Raw genomic sequence first — 18475 nt, forward strand, 5'->3', positions numbered from 1 at the left:
TTATTATTATTTGATTACACCCCACAGGTTTTCGAAACCTGCTAGATCTTTAAAGATATTAACTTACCCGCTTCCCTTTAAGTAACATATTTAATGCATCATTCAACGTACCTGCCTTCTGCACTTCTCCTTCATTTACAAAATAAATTTCGTCGGCATTTTCAATCGTATTTAAACGGTGTGCAATAATTACGAGGGTGGTTTCTTTCGGGAGTTTGTTTAAAATACTACCTAAAAGTTGTTCGGTTATGGTATCAATATTGGCTGTAGCCTCATCGAGGATTAATAATTCAGGATTTCGTAAAACTGCACGCATAAAGGCAAGCAACTGCTTCTGTCCTAAACTTATACTGTCTGAGCCAGAGGTGATCTGCGTATTTAATCCTTCATCAAATATCGCCAGGAGTGCATTCAGATTGGCTTCTTCAATTATTTTTTCCAATTCTGCATCACTAACATCTTTGTACTGACTGTTGCCATACAAAATATTTTCTTTTACAGTGCCCGTAAATAAAAATGGCTCCTGTAAAATAAAACCGATTTTCTGAGTTCGCTCCTGCGCTGAAAAAGAACGGATATCTTTCCCATTTAACAAAACAGTACCTTTTGTGGCATCGTACAAACGGGAAATTAAGGATGCTGTGGTTGTTTTGCCACCCCCGGTTGGCCCAATTAAAGCATAAGTTTTTCCTTTTTCGAACCTCAGGTTAATGTTATGGAGAATTTCTTTACTGTCATCATATGAGAAATGCACATTTTTAAATTCCAGCAAAGCATCAGAAGTTGTGGTTCCTTCACCTTGGATTTGTTTTAAGTCACTCTCTAATGATAAAATCTGCGAAATCCTGTCCCAACTTGCCATAGCCACCTGAAAACTGGTCCAAAGGGCGGCCAATTGCCTTAGTGGATTATAAAAATTGGTGGTATAAGCAATATAACTCACCAATAAACCCAGGGTAAAATTACCGTTAGATATGAGATGAATACCAAATAATAAGGTAATTAACTGTGCAACGCTCGACAGCAGGCCATAAACCGGCACAAAAATGTTATTGGCCAAACCTGCCCCAATGGCTGTTTTATAGTTTTCGGCATTGGCTTCGTCAAAACGTTTCCTAAAATAATCTCTGCGGTTAAAAGCAATAATTACTTTAAAATTGTTCAGACTTTCTTGTATTTCGGCACTCATGCCGCCAACGCTTTTTAGGTTTTTGGCATTTTTTCCTTTTACCCATGGCGATAAAACCACCGTGAAAAGCACAATAACCACAGCGGGCGATAATGTTGCCGCACCAAGTTCCAGATTAATCGAAAGCAAGAAAATACCGGCACCAATCATGGTTACAATACTGCCTATAAACTGCATTAACGATTGTGAGAAAAACTGATTGAGCTTATCGGTATCGTTATTTACCCTCGATATTAAATCTCCGGCTTTATTCTGATTGAAAAACGAAACCGGCAATTCTTGCAGTTTATTAAAAATGGCATTGCGCAAAGTATATAACATGCGCTGGCCAACCCCACCCATCAACCTGGTTTGGGTATACCCGGTAACCATGGCAATCATGTACATCACCAATAAAATGCCGCCAAAAATAAGCACACCATGAAATTGTTTGGTACGGATATAGGTATCAACCGTGTGCCCAACCAATAATGGCCCCAAAAGCAATAAACCTGAATTTACTAAAATGGCAATGAGTGCCAGCCAAAGATTTCTTCTTTCGGCAGAGATGAGTTTAAGCAAACTCTTTAGCGCCTTATAAGTAGATTGCTTTTCCTGCCCGGTGTTAAGCTGGTTAAGATTGTAGTTCATAATTGCTGGTGCTCTGTTGTGAATTGTAAATCTGAACATATTCAGGACTGCTTTTCAGTAATTCCTGATGAGTTCCTTCTGCAATGATTTCGCCCTGCATCAGCAAAATCACCTTGTCATAATGTTCAACAGAACCTATTTTTTGGGTGATGGATAGTAAAGTTAAACCCGGATAATTTTGCTGGATGTTCTCCAAAATCCTTTTCTCGGTGTTGTTATCAACACGGGCGGTAAAATCATCAAGTAATAATATTTTTGGATTTACCGCCAATGCCCGGGCAAGCATAATGCGTTGTTTTTGTCCGCCTGAAAGACTGTTGCCCCGTTCAGAAACAATGGTATTCAACTGATCGGGCAAGGCATCAACAAAATCTTTAAGTTCGGCTGTGGCAATTGCTTTGGCCAGAGATTCATCTGTAACGGTATCGCTAAAAGCAATGTTTTCCCTGATGCTCATGTTAAACATAATGCTATCCTGAAATACAAAACCTACCTGCTGGTGGAAATTCTCCTGATTGTAATGTTTAATCTCTTCCCCATCATATAATACCGCACCAGAATCTGCATCAATCAAACCCGTTAAAATATACAGCAATTGGGTTTTCCCTGCAGCAGTTGGACCGATTATAGCTGTTTTTGAACCTGCCTTTGCAGAAAATGAAACAGCTTTCAGAACTGGTTTCTGCCCAAAACTTAAATTAATGTCTTTCGCCTCCACATCGCCATTTAGCTGGGTAGTAAGTGTACCGGGATGATTGATTTCTGCAGCATTTAGCACACTTTCTATCCTTTGGTAAGAGGCCGTAGCCTGCGCAATTACATTGCTCATAAACCCAATTACCAAAATGGGGAATATGATAAGGGTTAAGTAGCTGCTAAAGGCTGTAAACTCTCCTAGCGACATTGAATTTGTAATTACAAAATGGCCACCCAGTACCAGAATACATAAGCCCGATAAATTGGCTGTAAAAACAATTATCGGAATAAGTGCCGCAAACATGCGAAGGATGGAAATCCCTAAATCTCTTGCTTTGGCATTTGCATCTAAAAACTTATTGTATTCTAAAGCCTGTGAGTTAATTACGCGAATTAATGCCGAACCTAAAATACTTTCGCTAATTACTTTGTTAAGCCAATCGATAACTTCCCTGCTCTTTTTAAAAAGTACTTTTACCTTGCTTAACACATAGAAAAATGCACCGCCAATAATGGGTACAATTGCAATTACACAAAGTGCCAGTTTCCAGTTAATCATCAGCAGCAGGATACTGGCCCCAACAATGAGAAAAATAGATGAACAGATGGAAACAATTGCCTGCGAAACAAACATTTTTATCGAATCGGCATCTGCGGTAAGGTTGGTGAGCAGTTTAGACGGGTTTGCCTGAATGATGTAGGCATGGCTTTGTCGCGAAATCTGATCAGATAACCTGGTTCTTAAATCTCTGGCCACACGTTCAGAAGCATAGGTTTGTACAATACTCTGTAAATAGGTAAAGATAAAAACCAATACAATGGCAAGTGAAAACTGGAAAAGTATTGTTTGAAGGTTGAATGTTTTGTTGGTATAAGAATCGATACCGCTTGCAATAATTTTCGGTAAAAGTAAATTGATACCGTTACTTAGTAATGCAAAGAGGATCAGCATAAAAATTAAGCCCCTGTAATTTCCAAGCAAACTGAAAATACTTGGCTTTTTGGCTCCTTTGGTTTTTTCCATATCAATGAAGATACCTTAAATTGTAGATTCCAAATTTAGCCGAAAGAAATGATTAAATTAGAAAATAATGAATTAGAGAATGATTGAATTTTGAGTGAGTGAATGTTTTAGGGGGATTTTAATTAAATCAATCTTCCTTAGATTCAATCATCCACTCATTCAATCATTCAATAATTCAATCATTTATACTATTTGCTTTCTTTCAAAACCATATCAATGGTAATCGCTGTAGCCACAATCGCAACCTTTTGATTACTTTCGGCATAACTGGGATCGATAGAAACATTGTATTTATCGGCCGTAGTGAAAACTTCTTTCAAAGCGCCAGCCCATTTTTTGTTTATTTTGCCCATCTCAGCACCTACATTATTGGTGATGCTAAAATTCCAGGCCTTCCAATCGCCAGATATTTTGGCAATCTCCTCACCCGATGTTGGACTCGAAATGGTAAAAGTGGGTTTAAAGAACTTAAATTTTTGTTTGATAATACCCACTTCAACACCAAGCGGATCGGTAACAATTATTTTCGACATCCAGAACGTCCAGCCTCTGGTAATGGTGGCCTGCAACTGGTCGTTGGTATCGGTAATTTCTAATTTAAAAGGCATCATACGCTTATCAATCAATAAGGTTAAAGCCTTTTGCCAGCCAGAAATACGCTGCTTAATAATCCCGATCTGAGCACCCTGATCGTTATACACTTTGTACTCGTTTGCAAACTTTAAGAAGTTTACTTTCTCATCAATAAAATACTCGTCGCTTAAAAAAAATGGAGGAATCTGCTTGTTCATATTGTAGATTAATATTAGATAAGCCGCTAAAATATATAATTTTTTTTTACTGTAAGTTCTAATAAGGCGTATTCGCAGCACAAGCGCTCATTTTAAACGGGATGGCAGCGATATCCCCGATTTTTCATCGAGGATTTAGCGAACAGCCCGCCTACATTTTCCGATGAAAGACTACAGTACCCTTCCAAATGATTTAAAATCAATTTTGCAAACAAACATTGCTACCTTTGCAACAAAAGCCATTGAAGAAAATGGTTAAACCCAAAACACATGATTGAAATAGGAAAATACAACGAGTTAAGGATTTTAAGCAAAACAGAAGCCGGATTAAACTTAACCGATGGCGATAAACTGGTCATCCTGCCTTACCAATACGTTCCGAATGGCGTAGAAATTGGCGATAATATTACCGTTTTTGTTTTTGTACAAAAAGATGGCCGCTTAACAGGAACAACACAAAAAGCTTATGCCGAAGTAGGCGATTTTGCCTTTTTGAAAGTAGTATCTGATGGTGATGAAGGCGTATTTATGGATCTTGGTATCGATAAAGATGTTTATGTTCCAGATCGCGAACAAAAAAGGCCGATGCAAAAAGGCTATAAATATGTGGTTTACCTATACTTAGATGAAAGTAACGACCGCTTGCTGGCTTCTTCTAAACTTTACGATTTTGTTGAAGAAGATGGTTTCGATTTTGAAGAAGGTGATGAGGTGAGCCTGTTAATTACCGAAGAAACCGATCTTGGTTTCAATGCAATCATCAACAATACTTATATCGGTTTGCTTTACAATAACGAGGTTTTCGATAATATCCAACCGGGCGAAATGCGTAAAGGATGGATTAAGAAAATCCGTGTGGAAGGTAAAATTGATTTAACATTACAACCAAGTGGGTATGGCCATATTCTCGATTCGAAAGAAATGATGTTGAGAGAGCTGAAAAAAAGTGGTGGCGTAATTGAATTGGGCGATAAAAGTTCTCCTGAAGATATTTATCACCGCTTCCAGATCAGCAAAAGTGCATTTAAAAAAACCATTGGTTCGTTATACAAAGAGCGCCTGATTGTACTTTCTGACGATTCGATCAGATTGATTACAGACGAGGAAGCAGAATAAGTTAGCCACAGATCAAAAGGATAAACACAGATGTTATAAATAATTTAGCCACGGAAACACAGATTAACACGGAATAGTTTTGCGTGATTTCCGCGCCTCCGTGGCCAATATATAAATCGTCATTTCGACTGAAGCAAAGCGGAATGGAGAAATCTTATTTTATCGGTTGGTGTCACACCGACCGAAAGGGGCATACTCACCTCCAAATTGGATAAATATAATACAGTAGATAGATAATGTTGGTCGGTGTGACACCAACCAATAAGCAAAATAATTCAGCCACGGAAATACAGATTAACACGGAATAGTTTTCCGTGTCTCCGTAGCAAAAAACCTAATTCAAATTAAACTTATCGCTCTGAATTTTCACCGCATTAGAAGCTGAAACAATTGCCACAATCATAATCCCGATTACGATAGCTAATATAACCTGCAAAGTAGAATAAACTTTTGTGCCTGAAACAAAAACTTCTGAATCTTTAATCAATTCTTTACCAACGTTAGATTGTATTTTAATAAGCGCAGAGAGTTTGGCCAGGGTTTGGTTAGCCGCATTTTTGCCCATCGATTCATAAATACCCTTACCTTCTATGCCAACTGCATTCAGTATGCCCGACTCTACTTTTTGCTGAAAAACCAAAGCCTTTTTAAGCTCATTCAAAAAGCTTTTCTCCTGCTTCACCAATAAAGTAAGCTCGTATTTTTTAATCACCGAATCTATTTTCCGGTTGTGTTTATTCATTTTTGCAATCCCGGTTGAAAGTTGAACAACTGTATCGCCCAACAAAATTCCCTGAAGAATCTCATTCTTATAATACAGGTTTTCGGCAATAAAATATAAATCAGTTGCCGGCACAAGTCTGTCATTGTACATCGAAATAAAAGACTCATTAATTTTTTCTAAACTCTTATCTTCCAAAAAGCGGATTAACAGGGTGCAACACATGATGCAAAAAAGTAGGAAAGCGATTTTCAGTTTGTTTTTAAGACTAAAGGCAAATTTCATCATATAGTTGGTTAGTATTAAAATTCTTCGTGCTTGCATGCCACTTAACCATCGCCCCGAATTCATATCATGGAGTGTTTGCAGGATAAATGCTGAATAAATTCAGCATGACGATAGCGATTAAAAGTAATCTTCCTGTGCCGTTTTTGCGAATAACTGTGGAGCAAAGTTGACTAAATATAACTCTTTTTTAGCACGGGTTACCGCCGTATACAACCAGCGAAGAAAATCAAGATCAATCATTTCTTCAGTAAGATACCCCTGATCGGCAAAAACAGCATCCCATTGCCCACCCTGAGCCTTATGGCAGGTAACCGCATAGGCAAACTTAATTTGCAGGGCATTATAAAAAGGATCTGCTTTAATGGCCAGCATCCGCTGCCGCTTGTTGGCAATATGCTCATAATCTTCATTAAGCCCATCAAAAAGCTTTTTATTTTGTTCGTATGGGAGGTTCGCACTCTCTAAATTAAGCGTATCTAACATTACTTTACAGCTGATCTGCCCTGCAGCTGGGAAATCCATAAATTCCAACGTAGCATCGGCAAAGCGGAAACCGTAACGCTCCTCCTCCCCCCTCACACGGATTACTTTTGCCATATCGCCATTGGCAATAAAAGCAGTATCTTCATTATCAGGCAGCCAGAAATAATTGTTCCGTACCACCATAATCTGATCGCCGCCTGTTAACTCTTCTTCACGGTACAGCAACCTAGCCCTAATTTGTTGGTTGTATACATTGGCCGATTTATTGGAACGGCAAACCACAAGGGTATTTTCCATACCAAATTTGCGGTATGCATATTCCAATCCTTCAACCAAACGAGCACCAGGCATGTTATAAATATCAGTATAACTTTTGGTGAGGAATTTAGGCAAGGGATTTTCCGGGTTTTTCGCAATCTGGTTACGAAGCATGGTTGCATTAGCCAAAATACCCGATTTTTTCCCTTGTCGCACCACTTCTTTTAACTCTACAGATGATACCGTTAATGCAAATTTATCTTTCAGGTATTGCTCGTTCAGTGCCGGACTATCTAAACTGCCCACCGGAGGCAATTGTGCGGTATCACCTACAAAAAGCAAAAAGCAATTTTTGGTGTTGTACACAAACTCGAGCAAATCTCTCAGTATCGAAGAACCCGTTTCATTAAACTCATCAGCAATCATAGATGCCTCATCAATAATAAACAGTGTATTTTCTGCAAGATTTGGTGCCAGCTGAAACTGCATTTCTGGCGATGCTGCCGAACGTTTACGGTAAATCCTTTTGTGTATGGTGAGCGCCTTCCGGTACGAATACTGGCTCATTACTTTAGCCGCCCTACCTGTTGGTGCCAAAAGTTCGCTACGCAGGTTAAATTGTTTCAAAACCTTAACCAAAGCCGCTACAGAAGTAGTTTTACCGGTACCAGCGTAACCTTTTAGTACAAAACAGCGGTATTCATCATCCTGTTGCAAAAACACCGACATCCGCTCACAAAAAAGCAACTGCTCCTTAGTGGGTGTGTGTTCGTATGCTGAAGCGATAAGCTGACTTTTATCGATTATCATCTTTTGTGGTTAATTTTTTAAACAGTTAATCGGTTAATTGTAGATTACACATGAAATAATAAACTGAGTTTTGAGCACAGCCCTCAATTAATTAAACCGTATTGAAGCGGTATCTCACGATCTAGATTAACATTCGTTTTTTTGTAAATGTTTGATCGGGAATTTAGCGGAAAAACGGACAACCGTATCCGATTAGCAGTACAGTGCCTTTTCCAACAAATGCAATCGCTATGATTTATGCTTTCAGCCCTTTGCTCCTGGCTTATTACAAAAGTAACGTTTCAATGCGGTGTGCCATTACCATATTCTGTTTTTTGCTATAGCTAAAAATAGTAAAATGACCATCCTGAGAAGCCACTAAACCAATTGATTGTGGCTGATCATTAACAAACTGCGCAACAGAAAAATGCCTGGTGCCACCCAGCTGTCCGGGATATAAAATCTTATCCTCACCACCAACAATCGGCTCAGAAAAAGCAATCTGCTCTACGGTTGGTTTTCCTTTAGCGCGACCGATTTTCGCCCCGAATGCAATAAGATCAAACTCCTCATTAATAATTGTTGCACCATCAACAGCGGTTAAACCTGCTAAATGCTCAACCTCACGACGTACAGCACCCTGTGAAAAAATCTCGCTCTGGTTGCCATTTTGTTTCGCCAGGTTAGATAAACCGCAAAAAGGAGGCTCTACTAAATATTGTATCGGATGAATAATGGATTCTTCCCATTTCGTATCGCCCTTAGGTACAATTAACAAAGCTCCCCCACGGCCATGCGCACGCATTGAAACCGAAAACTGAATGAGAATATTGATGGGATCATTCCAGCTCGCCAAAACTGTAAGATCTAATAAGGCCTGTAAAATTGGCGGACAATCTTTGTTTGTACAGCTCCTATCGTCTACAATCCTGATCTGCTCTCCTTTCAATACCGCAACATTGGTAAACTTACCTATGCCGTAAATCCGACGGTGTTTAATTACGATTAATCCAGGTTCAGAAACATCTACAACAAAACAAAAGTTGGGTATATTTAAAGTTGTGCCCCAGATATAAAGTTCGCCGTCCTCTTCCCAAACGCCTAAATGTATTCCAGAACGTTCAATTCCGGGTGCTATTTTAGTTAAAGTATTGGCATTTAAAGCTAGCTTTTTTGCAAATCGCAAAGGTTTCGACGCTTGCTCGGGAGGTAAAAATGCAATCGAAATCCGTGGCGAATGCCCTTCTTCCTTGCGGAGGCTGCTCCAAAAAGCAACATCAATTATCGCTTCAATTATTTTCCTATCCGGTTGAGTAGCCAGATCTATCTCACCTTGTTCAATTGCATTTTTATGCAGCTTAACAAAATGTTGTTCAATAGTAGCCGCAATGGTGTTTGCAGCTTTATAGGTAGGCTTGTAACTCATGTTCCGAATTTAAGCCGAATATTTCGATTTTTGAATACCCTAAAGGTTTGATTTTGGTAAAAAAATACAGACAGTTTCACCACACATCTTCACAGATAAACACAGATATTTTTGAGGTTCATTTTACCGCAAAGCGCAGCGACAAGATTAAACACGAAGGTGCAAAGCACATAAAGTTTATTAAATAATTTGGGCGTATATCAATTCACTAAAATAAACTAAGGTGCTTTAAGTATAAAATGTTCATTGGGCAATTAGTAAACAAAATGGCAAGGGATTATTTCTGTGAACTCGTGTTTCTGTGGCAAAAAACTAAAGCACTACAAGTCAAAACCAAAAAATTAAACCTCATCTTACAGTTAATCCTTAAAAAACTCTATTTTTGTTTCAATGAGTAACAATAGTCTCTTATTAGTTGATCCGAATTTTAAAGCCGATGCATCTGCAAACTGCCATTTATTATTAAAAATAACGAATGATAGCTTCTCTTATGCAATTGTAGGTAAGGATACCGAAGAAATTAATGTTATTTTCGATAAACAAGGTTGCGATGACGTTCAGCAAGAGCTAAAATCTGCATTTGAAACCGATAGTTACTTATCTTTATCCTATTCAGCTGTAAAAGCAGCCGTTCATACCTCAAATTTCATTTTTATTCCTGATGAATGGTTCGACGGTGAAAATTTAGCCGTTTACTCCAAATATTTAGGTACGGACGCAAAGGTGTACACAAAACATAATGACGAACTTGGCTTTAACACCATCTTTTGTTTAAACGAAAATGTGAAAGCCCATTTGCCCGAAGAAACCAACATTTTCCCACAATCAGAACCCTTGATGGTTTTATTTAACCATTTGGCTGATGAAGCTTTACTGATCGATTTTACAGCAGTATCTTTCAATGTATTGTATATAAAGGATAAAAAAGTTGTTTTCCAAAATCATTATGAATCAGAAAATGCCGAGGAATTTAATTATTTCCTTTTGTTGATGATCGAACAATTGGGTTTAACCGATACTATTCCGGTTTATTTACAAGGCATTATTAACGAAGATGATGAGCATTACAATTGCTTATTAAAATATTTTAATCAACTTTATTTCTTCCTTCCAGCCGGAAAACAGAATAGCGAACTATTGGCAGATATGCCAAAACACTATTTTAGCGGCCTGCTTGCTTTAGATTTATGCGAATAATTGGCGGCAAATTGAAGGGCATCCGTTTGCAGCCCCCTGCAAATTTACCTGTGCGCCCAACTACGGATATGGCAAAAGAAGCACTTTTCAATATCCTTAACAACAAATATGATTTCGAAACCTGTACCGTACTCGATTTGTTTTGCGGAACGGGAAATTTAACCTTCGAATTTGCCTCACGCGGCGCAGAAAGCATTTTATCCGTTGATATGGATTATGGTTGTGTAAACTGGGTTAAAAATACAGCCAAGCAACACCAGTTTAATCAAATCGATGTTCGCAAAGGCGATGTTTTTAAGTTATTAAAACAAATGACAGGCGCTTACGACCTGATTTTTGCCGACCCACCCTATAACATGCCAAACATCCCACAGATTCCGGTAATGGTGAAAGAGCAAAAACTACTTAAACCCGATGGCTTGTTGATTGTGGAACACCAAAGCAACATGAAACTGAACAGTCAGCCAGGTTATACCGAAACCAGGAAATACGGCAATTCTTCTTTTAGTTTTTTTGAGTATAGCGAGTAGCGAAGGTACTAAGCTTAACCTAAGCCAATATAATATTATTTTCTTCGTTAAAGGCGGGCATATTTGCATTAGGCGGCGTTTAGTCCTGATTTTCATTGCAATCAGACTAAAAATGGGCAGCCTGCTCCAGCCGCAATGCCAAAAATCACCTTAACGTTCTTAATTCCTTAATTGTTAAAACCAAACCAAAAAATTCAGTGTAAAACCGTGCTTCCGTGGCAAAAAAATTAACCCGCTTTGTGTCCTTCGTGTCTTTGTGGTAAATAATTCCGCTATAAAATATATATTTGAATCATGAAGATAGCGCTATTTCCAGGCTCATTTGATCCGATCACTATTGCTCACGTAAATATTTTACAACGTGCAACACCACTTTTCGATAAAATTGTAGTCGGTATCGGACTGAACAGTTCCAAACAGAATTTTTTAAGTGCAGAACAGCGTCTTCAAATATTACAGACTGTTTTTAGCGGTTATCAAAATATCGAAATTCAAACTTACGAAGGTTTAACAGTAGATTTCTGTAGAAAAATTGATGCCACTTACATGGTACGCGGCATCCGTTCGGCAGCAGATTTTGAATATGAAAGAGCCATCGCACAAATTAACCAAACCATGATGCCTGAAGTAGAAACCATTCTGCTTTTAAGTAAACCCGAATATTCGGCCATCAGCTCTACAATAGTACGCGATATTTTAAGAAACCATGGCGATGTAAGTCCATTTGTACCCAAAGAAGCACTTAGTTTTTTATAGAAATCAGACTCTTTATGCTCGTTCATTTTGGCAAAACGGAGAAACTGCTCAATTTTTATGAAGATGAGTTGGCAAGCTGTGATAATTGCAATGAGAAAACAGTAACCTATCGCATCATTCAGAAATATTACCAAATCAACGGTATTCCAATCCTTCCTGCCGAAAAATACACAGCAATGAGTTGCGATAGCTGTAACTTTAGCAACAATAACGTAATAAGTGAGAACGCTAAAGTGTATGAAAAGCTTTCAAAAACCCCATTGTACCTGTACACAGGCGCTGCAATTTTAACCGGCACTTTTTTATTCCTGATCATTGGCGCTATTTATACAGCAATTATTAAATAATCTGTAACAATACTTATTTAAGTTGTAGCCAAACGTTACGGCAGAGGATTCATTTAATTTTATTTCAATAAATCTGTAACGTTTTAATCAATCCGTTACCAATGGGTTATCATATTAAATGAAAGAAACAGAAAACATATTTATCAACCTGATTAATCAACACAAAGCGATTATACATAAAATTTCGAAAATGTATATGAACGGTGTTGAAGAACAACGTGATCTGTTTCAAGAAATCGTATTACAACTTTGGAAAGCGTATCCCACTTTTAAGGGTAACGCTAAATTTACCACTTGGATGTACCGCGTATGCTTAAATACGGCATTGATTTATTTTAAAAAGGATAAGAAAAAGATTGATAAAATACATTTAGACGAAAATATTGACATCATAGATGTAAACGACAGCGAAGGTAAAGAGGAGAAATTAGCCTATCTGTATACTGCAGTTCAAGAGTTAAATATGATCGAAAAGGCATTGATATTTCTTTTTCTCGAAAATCAATCCCATCGTGAAATTGCTGAAAACCTTGGCATCAGCGAAGTAAATGCAAGGGTTAAGCTAAACAGAACAAAAGAAAAATTACAATTCATTATAAAGAAAAACGGTTATGAATTTTGACGATATCAAAAACGAATGGAATGCTGAAAATCCTGAAGGGAACAACATTTCTAAAGATATGTTACAAATAAAACAGGCACATACTCCCGTTGATAGGATTAGGGGAAAGATGAAACATGAGTTTTTTTACCAGGTTATTGCTTTGGTTATCATGGCTTTCATTCCTTATCTTTTTAACTTTTCAGAAACGATGGTTCAGGTATTTTTAATGTTTTATGCCATTACCTGTGGTTTTACAGCATATTACTTTCTTAAATTTTACCGCTTTTATAAAAATTCTTACGATATGAGCCTGGATACACGCAAAAATATCCTGTGGTTTTACTATGAAATGAAATTGAATGTAGAACTTTATAAAGCCCTAACGTACATTATCGCCTTTATTGGGGTCGCATTGATAGCGGTATATCTTTTTATTGAAAAAGCTTCAATATTCATTAGGATTTTAAGCAAATTATCATCTGTTTATATTCTATTAAACTGCTTTGTTTCCATTTTAATTATTGGTGCAATTACCGAACTGTGGGCCTGGTATTATTACGGAAAACATTTAAAACAGGTAAAAAAAATAGTTGATGAACTAGATTATGAGTAATGTACCTCTAAGATTTTTAATCATAATTTCTGTTAAATCGTCAATTGCGAGAAACTTTTTCAGCCTACGAAGCAATCTTTATGGCAAGGATCACTAATGTGAAAGATTGCTTTCCTGGTTCCTCCTCGCCATGACCACCTTACTAACAGATCTATAAATGCGGATATAAATATCTTAAAAAGTTTCAACAAGTTTAATCTGGCAAAGTTAAGGTGATTTCCACCTGCTAAAAATAATTTCGGCAATACAATCTGTGCGAAGGAATAATTACAAGATCCCCCCGGCCCTCAACACATCCATTATTGATGGAAAAGTATTTTTAACTACCGGAGAAATGTGGTTTTTATCTAACCATACGGCTTCATCAATTCCCTCTTCCTTTTGTGGTATCAAATTAGGTTCACCTTTAACCTTCATTTTATACCAATTTGTTTTTTTAATTACCATTTTCGAACCGATTGGATAAACATGGTAAGTTTTACAAAGCTTTTCTTCCCGTTTAAAAACCCTGATCCCGCATTCTTCCTCTACTTCGCGAACAGCGGTTTCTTTCATTTTTTCACCTTCCTCCAACTTGCCTTTCGGCAAATCCCATTTTTTGTTTCTGAAAATAAAGAGGTAATTTCCGTTTGCACTTTCTACCAAACCACCCGCAGCTTTAATGATTGTGCAATCTTTTTTCAATTTTTTAAACGTTTCCTTAGGATTCTTTGTTAAAAAAATATAGCTTTTTTTTGACCCGTTCTTTAGTTTTTTGTAGAACATCTGCAAATCAAAATCCTGAAATTCAAGTTGTTGAATTTTTTCTTTTTGTTCGGGCAGAAAATCTGAGATAAATAAAGTGTTATCGTTGATATAAATTCTATAATTTCTCGGCATATATTTTTAAAAAGACATTAAAACGCGCTAAACTCAAATCAAATAATTCAATTGTATCATTCCAACACGAATAAATCTGAATGTTTGATTCCCCTAAAGTAGAAAAATTGTTGAGTTATTTACATGGTAAAAAAAAAAGGTTACAACAATTAATGTTGTAACCTTATCTAAATTAACGCTCTCAATCAAAGATTGATGCAAGGCTCTCACCCCTTGCTTGGTACAAATATATAAATATTTTCTTGAAGAAGAAATGAATTTCAAAAATGTTATTGTTTAACTGCTCAATATTTATAATCAGTTGGAAAAGAATGGCGAATAATTCACTCAACGACAAATATTTTCATAATTTTAACCTTTTAATCTGCCATGCCAATACCTTCACTATCCGAAACAGATCTGGAAGCATACCAGATTGATCTTTCAAACCCAGAAAAATCAACAGGAGAACTCTTTATCAAATTAAATGGGCTTTATCAGCGATTTGCTGGCAATGAACAGTTGTTGGCAAATTTTGAGTATGCTTCAGCACTCAATAGTCTGGAAAACGATTACAGCTCCAAAAAAGAGCATTACAACAAAGAAATTGCCGAGCTTAAACGACAGTTTAAACAATTGGATAACCGCATTATTGCCGCAGAACAGAAGTTACGCCATGGCATTCCGGAAGATTTGATGGTGATGGATAAAATTATAGCAGAGCAGGAATCGATAGTAGAAGACCAGGAAAAACTCAACAATGCGGAATCTTTTATTGTGGAGCAGGTGCGCAAAATCGACATAGCACATGGAAAGGATTTGCAGAAACTGGAGCAACAACAAAATAACCGCAATACTCCTTTTCAAAGTAAGTTTTCTGCCTTTAATGAACAGATGAAACTTGCAGAAAAACGCATCACCTTAAAGTTAAGTGCATTTTCGTTAATTGCCATTATTGGTATTCCATTGGTTATAGATGCCATTTTCAGTTCGATCGGGATGCCTGCCCTTGGCAAAAACACCAATAACCTGATTTTAACACACTATATGTTTTTAATCAGCCTGATCCTTATTGAAGTATTTATGGCAGATAAAATAAGAAGCCGCATTTCTCGCATGCTATCCATTTCCTACCTTAAAGATTCAGTAAGCACACTTCAGAATTTACTGGCCGAAAACAGGAAACAGATTTTTAAAGTAGAATCTGATCATCACATTACGATAGCTGAATTTATAAAGCAGAACGCTGCAGAGTAGATCGATCTATAAAAAAATAGGGATTTAAAATCAGCTGATGCTGTTCCAAATCCCTATTAAAATACTAAGTTATAGCTATAAAGTAGCCATATCAATTACAAAGCGGTATCGAACATCCCCTTTTTCCATGCGTTCATAAGCATGGTGAATGTCTTTCATATCGATCATTTCGATATCAGAAACAATATTGTTTTCAGCACAAAAATCTAACATTTCCTGAGTTTCGGCAATTCCTCCGATACCCGATCCTGCAAGACTTTTTCTACCGCCCAATAAACTAAAAGCGGCAATTTCTGCTGGTTTTGGCGGTACACCCACACAGATATGTGTACCATTTGTTCTTAATAAAGAAAGGTACATGTTAAAATCGTGCTCTGCAGATACTGTATCCAAAATAAAATCGAAAGTACCTTTCGCAGCTTTAACCTGTTCAGGATCGGTGGTTACCACAAAATGATGTGCACCAAGCTTTTTAGCATCTTCTTCTTTTTTAGGTGAAGTACTCAATACAGTTACCTCAGCTCCAAATGCTACGCCAAATTTTACTGCCATATGGCCCAAACCACCTAAACCAAGTACGGCAAGCTTATGGCCTTTTCCTACTTTCCAGTGTCTTAACGGAGAGTAGGTAGTAATACCAGCACATAAAAGCGGTGCTACAGCAGCAAGATTTAATTTATCAGAAACATGAAGTACAAATTCTTCACGCACTACGATCGAATCAGAATATCCACCATAAGTAGGCGTTTTACCATCTCTCTCCAAACCGTTATAAGTCTGCGTATTGCCTTCTAAACAGTATTGTTCTAAATCCTGCTTACAGTTTTCGCAAACCTGGCAAGAATCTACCATACAACCTGTACCGGCAAGATCACCTACTTTGAATTTTTTAACATGATCTCCAACTTGAATAACCCGGCCTACAATCTCGTGTCCGGGAACCATCGGGAATATCCCAGGAAACCAGTCATTTTTAATCTGATGCAGATCTGAGTGACAAACGCCACAGAAAAGTATTTCAAATTGAACATCATGAGGACCTACTTCCCGGCGCTCAAAATTCCAGGGTGCAAGATCTGTTCCGGCATTTTGTGCCGCATATCCTTTTGTTGCTATCATAAAAATTTTATTTATTTAACCATAACAAATGTAATCAGCCCTTTGTTAGGAACGATTACACAAATCAAATAATTCATTGCAAAATTCAAACAACGGTATGGTATAAGTATGTTATTAAAGAGGACTAGATCAAAATATATCAGGAGAACAAGCCATGTGTAATTTCTTTTATAGCATCATCTGCGTAAAAAAAGATTGTAAACATCCCTTGGTCTTGGGTGATCACTAAAATATCTTCGCGTTTAATATGGTTCTCGTTGAGAAAAAGCGTAAGGCGTTCGTGCGAACTAAAATAATCGGATTTTAAAACTATCATAAATTAGTGATATCTCTTAAGACAGATCGAATTATTCATTGTTACAAACGGAACAATATGATAATTACAATATAATCTTTAGTGTTTTCAACACTTCCAATTCTTTATCCTCTTGATTTACAAGGAGTGGCAAGAAATAAGTTTTAGCATTCATCAGAATTTCCGATATTTGAAACATTTGAATGTTGAAATCGAATTATTTTCTACATTTTTTTTATGCCCTTTAAAACATTGGGGTTTAATAAACGTTATGACAAACACAAATAAATCTGTAATTTTGAACCATGTATAATAAAAGTGATATTGAATTAAAGGTAGCGGAATTTTTATTACAGATAAAAGCAATCAAATTACAACCAAATAACCCTTTTACATGGGCTTCGGGTTGGAAATCGCCAATTTATTGCGATAACAGAATTACCCTTTCTCATCCTCAGGTTAGAACATACATCCGCCAGAAACTGGCACAGGCCATTCAGGAAGAATTCGGTTCGGTTGATGTAATTGCAGGTGTTGCAACCGCTGGCATCCCTCAGGGCGTTTTGGTGGCTCAGGAACTGGGTTTACCATTTATCTATGTTAGAGCAAAAGCTAAAGAGCACGGTACCGGAAGTTTAATTGAAGGTGAAGTTGTAGAAGGCCAACGTGTGGTGGTTATTGAAGATTTAATTTCTACAGGTAAAAGTAGTTTACAAGCTGTTGAAGCTTTAAGAGCCGCTGGTTTATCTGTAGCCGGTTTAGCTGCAATTTTCACTTACGGTTTCGAAAAAGCAGACGAAAATTTTGCAGCTGCAAAATGCCGTTACTTAACTTTATCAAATTATGCTGCCTTAATCGATTACGCTGCAGAGCACAGCATTATTGCTAAAAACGACATGGAATTATTAGGCAAATGGCGCTTAAACCCTTCAGAATGGGGCCAGGGTCAGACTTTAAGTTCCCAGTCTTAAGTAAAACAAATCTATAAAAATATATAATGACTGTTATTGAAAGCACAGTAGAAGTTAATAAACCGGTTTCAGAGGTTTATACTTTTCTATCCAATATGAACAATCATCAGCAATTGATGCCAGAAAACATTTACAACTGGGAATCTACTGAAGATGATGCACGTTTTACCATTCAGAATATGGCAAAATTGGCCATTAAAATCTCTAACCGGGTAGAAAATGAAGAAATAACAGCAATTCCGAGCGAAAAAGCACCTTTCGATGTAGAATTAAAATGGACAGTTGCCGATAATGGAAATGGCAACACTACAGCAAAACACATCATTTCTGCAGATTTAAATATGATGATGAAAATGTTGGCCTCTGGCCCTTTACAAAAACTTGCTGATCATCAAACAGAAAAACTGAAAGAAATTTTAGGCTAAAGATTGGTTCTCAGATTAAACTGAATACATACATTGAAGACGAGTAAAAGCTCGTCTTTTTTTATGCGTAAAAATTCCATTGCTGTTCTTTT

Annotated in this window: 19 protein-coding genes; 10 read left to right on the forward strand and 9 right to left on the reverse strand. The window is 37.2% G+C overall.

Annotated features, from left to right (window positions below; translation table 11 throughout):
- Window positions 1-58: 58 nt before the first annotated feature.
- From ASE74_RS06130 to ASE74_RS06140, 3 genes are all read right to left on the reverse strand, one after another.
- Window positions 59-1819, reverse strand: a complete 1761-nt coding sequence (locus ASE74_RS06130; RefSeq protein ID WP_055905723.1) for an ABC transporter ATP-binding protein — start codon at window positions 1817-1819, stop codon at window positions 59-61.
- Window positions 1803-3539, reverse strand: coding sequence for an ABC transporter ATP-binding protein (locus ASE74_RS06135; protein ID WP_055905726.1), 1737 nt, complete (start codon window positions 3537-3539; stop codon window positions 1803-1805). The genes ASE74_RS06130 and ASE74_RS06135 overlap by 17 nt, the downstream gene beginning before the upstream one ends.
- Before the next feature lie 188 nt (window positions 3540-3727).
- Window positions 3728-4330 carry an LURP-one-related/scramblase family protein gene (locus ASE74_RS06140; protein ID WP_055905729.1) on the reverse strand — a complete coding sequence of 201 codons (603 nt, stop codon included), beginning with the start codon at window positions 4328-4330 and terminating at the stop codon, window positions 3728-3730.
- Between the two features lie 270 nt (window positions 4331-4600).
- Here ASE74_RS06140 and ASE74_RS06145 point away from each other — a divergent pair, with 270 nt between their 5' ends.
- Window positions 4601-5446 carry a S1 RNA-binding domain-containing protein gene (locus ASE74_RS06145; protein WP_055905733.1) on the forward strand — a complete coding sequence of 282 codons (846 nt, stop codon included), beginning with the start codon at window positions 4601-4603 and terminating at the stop codon, window positions 5444-5446.
- A gap of 334 nt (window positions 5447-5780) precedes the next feature.
- Here the strand turns inward: ASE74_RS06145 and ASE74_RS06150 are convergent, their stop codons facing one another.
- From ASE74_RS06150 to ASE74_RS06160, 3 genes are all read right to left on the reverse strand, one after another.
- Complete coding sequence (locus ASE74_RS06150) at window positions 5781-6455, reverse strand: MCP four helix bundle domain-containing protein (protein ID WP_235526017.1); 675 nt, start codon at window positions 6453-6455, stop codon at window positions 5781-5783.
- A 117-nt stretch (window positions 6456-6572) separates the two neighbouring features.
- Window positions 6573-8006: an ATP-dependent RecD-like DNA helicase gene (locus tag ASE74_RS06155; RefSeq protein ID WP_055905739.1), complete on the reverse strand. Its 1434-nt coding sequence runs from the start codon at window positions 8004-8006 to the stop codon at window positions 6573-6575.
- A 265-nt stretch (window positions 8007-8271) separates the two neighbouring features.
- Window positions 8272-9411, reverse strand: a complete 1140-nt coding sequence (locus ASE74_RS06160) for a putative sensor domain DACNV-containing protein (protein ID WP_055905742.1) — start codon at window positions 9409-9411, stop codon at window positions 8272-8274.
- 390 nt (window positions 9412-9801) lie between these two features.
- Here ASE74_RS06160 and ASE74_RS06165 point away from each other — a divergent pair, with 390 nt between their 5' ends.
- The 6 genes from ASE74_RS06165 (at window position 9802) to ASE74_RS06190 (ending at window position 13458) form a co-directional block, all read left to right on the forward strand.
- Window positions 9802-10608 carry a DUF3822 family protein gene (locus ASE74_RS06165; RefSeq protein ID WP_055905745.1) on the forward strand — a complete coding sequence of 269 codons (807 nt, stop codon included), beginning with the start codon at window positions 9802-9804 and terminating at the stop codon, window positions 10606-10608.
- Entirely contained in the window at window positions 10599-11138 is a 540-nt protein-coding gene (gene rsmD / locus ASE74_RS06170) for a 16S rRNA (guanine(966)-N(2))-methyltransferase RsmD (protein ID WP_055905748.1), read from the forward strand. Before ASE74_RS06165 ends, rsmD begins: the two co-directional genes overlap by 10 nt.
- A gap of 294 nt (window positions 11139-11432) precedes the next feature.
- Window positions 11433-11894, forward strand: coding sequence for a pantetheine-phosphate adenylyltransferase (gene coaD, locus ASE74_RS06175; protein WP_055905751.1), 462 nt, complete (start codon window positions 11433-11435; stop codon window positions 11892-11894).
- Between the two features lie 14 nt (window positions 11895-11908).
- Complete coding sequence (locus tag ASE74_RS06180) at window positions 11909-12241, forward strand: hypothetical protein (protein WP_055905754.1); 333 nt, start codon at window positions 11909-11911, stop codon at window positions 12239-12241.
- A 118-nt stretch (window positions 12242-12359) separates the two neighbouring features.
- Window positions 12360-12863, forward strand: coding sequence for a sigma-70 family RNA polymerase sigma factor (locus tag ASE74_RS06185; RefSeq protein ID WP_055905757.1), 504 nt, complete (start codon window positions 12360-12362; stop codon window positions 12861-12863).
- A complete protein-coding gene (locus ASE74_RS06190) occupies window positions 12853-13458 on the forward strand; it encodes a hypothetical protein (protein WP_055905760.1) in 606 nt (201 codons plus the stop codon). Before ASE74_RS06185 ends, ASE74_RS06190 begins: the two co-directional genes overlap by 11 nt.
- A 267-nt stretch (window positions 13459-13725) precedes the next feature.
- Here ASE74_RS06190 and ASE74_RS06195 read toward each other — a convergent pair whose 3' ends face one another.
- Window positions 13726-14142, reverse strand: a complete 417-nt coding sequence (locus tag ASE74_RS06195) for an NUDIX hydrolase (protein ID WP_235526018.1) — start codon at window positions 14140-14142, stop codon at window positions 13726-13728.
- A gap of 564 nt (window positions 14143-14706) precedes the next feature.
- On the opposite strand from ASE74_RS06195, the gene ASE74_RS06200 reads away from it, so the two are divergent.
- Window positions 14707-15573, forward strand: a complete 867-nt coding sequence (locus ASE74_RS06200) for a hypothetical protein (RefSeq protein ID WP_055905766.1) — start codon at window positions 14707-14709, stop codon at window positions 15571-15573.
- 75 nt (window positions 15574-15648) lie between these two features.
- On the opposite strand, the gene ASE74_RS06205 is transcribed toward ASE74_RS06200, so the two are convergent.
- Both ASE74_RS06205 and ASE74_RS25075 read right to left on the reverse strand, forming a co-directional pair.
- A complete protein-coding gene (locus ASE74_RS06205; protein ID WP_055905769.1) occupies window positions 15649-16692 on the reverse strand; it encodes an NAD(P)-dependent alcohol dehydrogenase in 1044 nt (347 codons plus the stop codon).
- Window positions 16693-16831: 139 nt separating this feature from the next.
- Entirely contained in the window at window positions 16832-17008 is a 177-nt protein-coding gene (locus ASE74_RS25075) for a hypothetical protein (RefSeq protein WP_235526019.1), read from the reverse strand.
- Between the two features lie 284 nt (window positions 17009-17292).
- Here ASE74_RS25075 and pyrE point away from each other — a divergent pair, with 284 nt between their 5' ends.
- Window positions 17293-17958, forward strand: coding sequence for an orotate phosphoribosyltransferase (pyrE, locus tag ASE74_RS06210; protein ID WP_055905772.1), 666 nt, complete (start codon window positions 17293-17295; stop codon window positions 17956-17958).
- Window positions 17959-17984: 26 nt separating this feature from the next.
- The gene (locus ASE74_RS06215) at window positions 17985-18383 is read left to right on the forward strand and encodes an SRPBCC family protein (RefSeq protein ID WP_055905775.1); all 399 of its coding nucleotides are present in this window, start codon (window positions 17985-17987) and stop codon (window positions 18381-18383) included.
- The last annotated feature ends 92 nt before the right edge of the window (window positions 18384-18475 follow it).

This window comes from Pedobacter sp. Leaf216, assembly GCF_001421515.1.
Lineage (GTDB): Bacteria > Bacteroidota > Bacteroidia > Sphingobacteriales > Sphingobacteriaceae > Pedobacter.

Excerpts from the sequence above, each read along its gene's own strand:
- ASE74_RS06130 (WP_055905723.1), bottom strand. The coding sequence starts at position 1,819 with ATGAACTACAATCTTAACCAGCTTAACACCGGGCAGGAAAAGCAATCT.
- ASE74_RS06135 (WP_055905726.1), bottom strand. The coding sequence starts at position 3,539 with ATGGAAAAAACCAAAGGAGCCAAAAAGCCAAGTATTTTCAGTTTGCTT.
- ASE74_RS06140 (WP_055905729.1), bottom strand. The coding sequence starts at position 4,330 with ATGAACAAGCAGATTCCTCCATTTTTTTTAAGCGACGAGTATTTTATT.
- ASE74_RS06145 (WP_055905733.1), top strand. The coding sequence starts at position 4,601 with ATGATTGAAATAGGAAAATACAACGAGTTAAGGATTTTAAGCAAAACA.
- ASE74_RS06150 (WP_235526017.1), bottom strand. The coding sequence starts at position 6,455 with ATGATGAAATTTGCCTTTAGTCTTAAAAACAAACTGAAAATCGCTTTC.
- ASE74_RS06155 (WP_055905739.1), bottom strand. The coding sequence starts at position 8,006 with ATGATAATCGATAAAAGTCAGCTTATCGCTTCAGCATACGAACACACA.
- ASE74_RS06160 (WP_055905742.1), bottom strand. The coding sequence starts at position 9,411 with ATGAGTTACAAGCCTACCTATAAAGCTGCAAACACCATTGCGGCTACT.
- ASE74_RS06165 (WP_055905745.1), top strand. The coding sequence starts at position 9,802 with ATGAGTAACAATAGTCTCTTATTAGTTGATCCGAATTTTAAAGCCGAT.
- rsmD (WP_055905748.1), top strand. The coding sequence starts at position 10,599 with ATGCGAATAATTGGCGGCAAATTGAAGGGCATCCGTTTGCAGCCCCCT.
- coaD (WP_055905751.1), top strand. The coding sequence starts at position 11,433 with ATGAAGATAGCGCTATTTCCAGGCTCATTTGATCCGATCACTATTGCT.
- ASE74_RS06180 (WP_055905754.1), top strand. The coding sequence starts at position 11,909 with ATGCTCGTTCATTTTGGCAAAACGGAGAAACTGCTCAATTTTTATGAA.
- ASE74_RS06185 (WP_055905757.1), top strand. The coding sequence starts at position 12,360 with ATGAAAGAAACAGAAAACATATTTATCAACCTGATTAATCAACACAAA.
- ASE74_RS06190 (WP_055905760.1), top strand. The coding sequence starts at position 12,853 with ATGAATTTTGACGATATCAAAAACGAATGGAATGCTGAAAATCCTGAA.
- ASE74_RS06200 (WP_055905766.1), top strand. The coding sequence starts at position 14,707 with ATGCCAATACCTTCACTATCCGAAACAGATCTGGAAGCATACCAGATT.
- ASE74_RS06205 (WP_055905769.1), bottom strand. The coding sequence starts at position 16,692 with ATGATAGCAACAAAAGGATATGCGGCACAAAATGCCGGAACAGATCTT.
- ASE74_RS25075 (WP_235526019.1), bottom strand. The coding sequence starts at position 17,008 with ATGATAGTTTTAAAATCCGATTATTTTAGTTCGCACGAACGCCTTACG.
- pyrE (WP_055905772.1), top strand. The coding sequence starts at position 17,293 with ATGTATAATAAAAGTGATATTGAATTAAAGGTAGCGGAATTTTTATTA.
- ASE74_RS06215 (WP_055905775.1), top strand. The coding sequence starts at position 17,985 with ATGACTGTTATTGAAAGCACAGTAGAAGTTAATAAACCGGTTTCAGAG.